General features: G+C 50.2%; 1 protein-coding gene. It reads left to right on the forward strand.

The window, feature by feature from the left end:
• Positions 1-426 precede the first annotated feature (426 nt).
• Positions 427-1,452, forward strand: coding sequence for an NAD(P)/FAD-dependent oxidoreductase (locus A918_RS0109505; protein ID WP_022710837.1), 1,026 nt, complete (start codon positions 427-429; stop codon positions 1,450-1,452).
• Positions 1,453-1,537 lie beyond the last annotated feature (85 nt).

Below are 1,537 nucleotides of genomic sequence, written 5' to 3' on the forward strand. Positions count from 1 at the left end.
CAGGCATTAGAATGAGTGCCGTAACATGCCTGTAAAAAGATCAGGTATTAGAGCGGTCCCAGTCATGATGAAACGGTGGAACCGCTCTAATTCTTTGCTTTTACGCATTGTTCTACGCAAAACCGGTTTCCACTTTTGCTGAAAATGCTTTTAATGAAATCAATTTCGGCAAAAACTATAGGCATTTGAATTAAACTTGACTATAGAACTCGTGTTGAATTTTGTCCGGTGCTGTTTCATCTGAGTTTTTCAGATGCATTGCACAGGATCGCCGGAGATCAGCGGGTTTCCGGTATTGATGTTGCTCCACTCCCCCGCGGGCAGCACTTACAGAGCATGTTCTGTGTGACAGCTGGCAGAGCATAAGATTAATGTGACAGATCGTAATGGCTGGCGCAGCTGTTATGATTCAGTGAGATTGAAGATATGAGCGAAGTTATCCGCACAGATGTTGTCATTATCGGTGCCGGTCCTGTCGGGCTGTTTGCTGTTTTTGAACTGGGTTTGTATGACCTGAAATGCCATCTGATTGATATTCTGGATCGTCCGGGCGGCCAGTGTGCCGAGCTTTATCCTGAAAAGCCGATTTATGACATTCCGGCATGGCCGGAAATCTCCGGTCAGATGCTGACCGACAAGCTGATGGAGCAGATCAAGCCGTTTTCGCCGCAGTTCCATTTCAACCGTATGGTGACCAAGCTTGAGCGTCTGGAAGACGGTTCTTTCCATGTGGAAACCGATGAAGGCGAAGTTTTTGAAACCAAGGTTGTGGTGATTGCTGCCGGTGGCGGTTCTTTCCAGCCGAAGCGTCCGCCGGTACCGGGTATTGAAGCCTATGAAGGCAAGAGCGTTTATTACGCTGTGCGCCGTGTTGAAGCTTTCCGCGATCAGGACGTAGTAATCGTTGGTGGCGGTGACAGTGCGCTGGACTGGGCGTTGAACCTGCAGCCGATCGTAAAAAGCATGACCGTTGTGCATCGTCGTCCGGAATTCCGCGCGGCACCGGACAGTGTGAAGAAAATGTTCGAATTGGTTGATGCCGGTAAAATCCGCTTTGAAGTCGGTCAGGTATCCGGTCTTGAAGGTGAAGACGGTGATCTCTCCGCTGTGAAGATCAAAGGTGCTGACGGCGAAACCGTTCTGCCGGCAACACGTATGCTGCCATTCTTCGGTCTGACCATGAAACTCGGCCCGATTGCTGACTGGGGTCTGAACCTGCATGAAAACCTGATCACCGTTGATACCGAGAAGTTTGAAACTTCCGAGCCTGGCATTTTCGCTATTGGCGATATCAACTGGTATCCGGGCAAGCTGAAGCTCATCCTTTCCGGTTTCCATGAAGCCGCGCTGATGACACAGGCCGCCAAGCGCATCGTCAGCCCGGGTGAACGCGTTGTGTTCCAGTACACGACTTCGTCGACGAGCCTGCAGAAGAAGCTCGGCGTTAGCTAAAAAGCGAGAAAAAGCGCCATGCCGGTCTGCAAATGGCCTGACACTTTTTACGTCGGCGCTTGATGTGAGTTAAAATAAAAAAGAC

Source organism: Pseudochrobactrum sp. AO18b (assembly GCF_000409565.1).
Taxonomy (GTDB): domain Bacteria; phylum Pseudomonadota; class Alphaproteobacteria; order Rhizobiales; family Rhizobiaceae; genus Pseudochrobactrum; species Pseudochrobactrum saccharolyticum.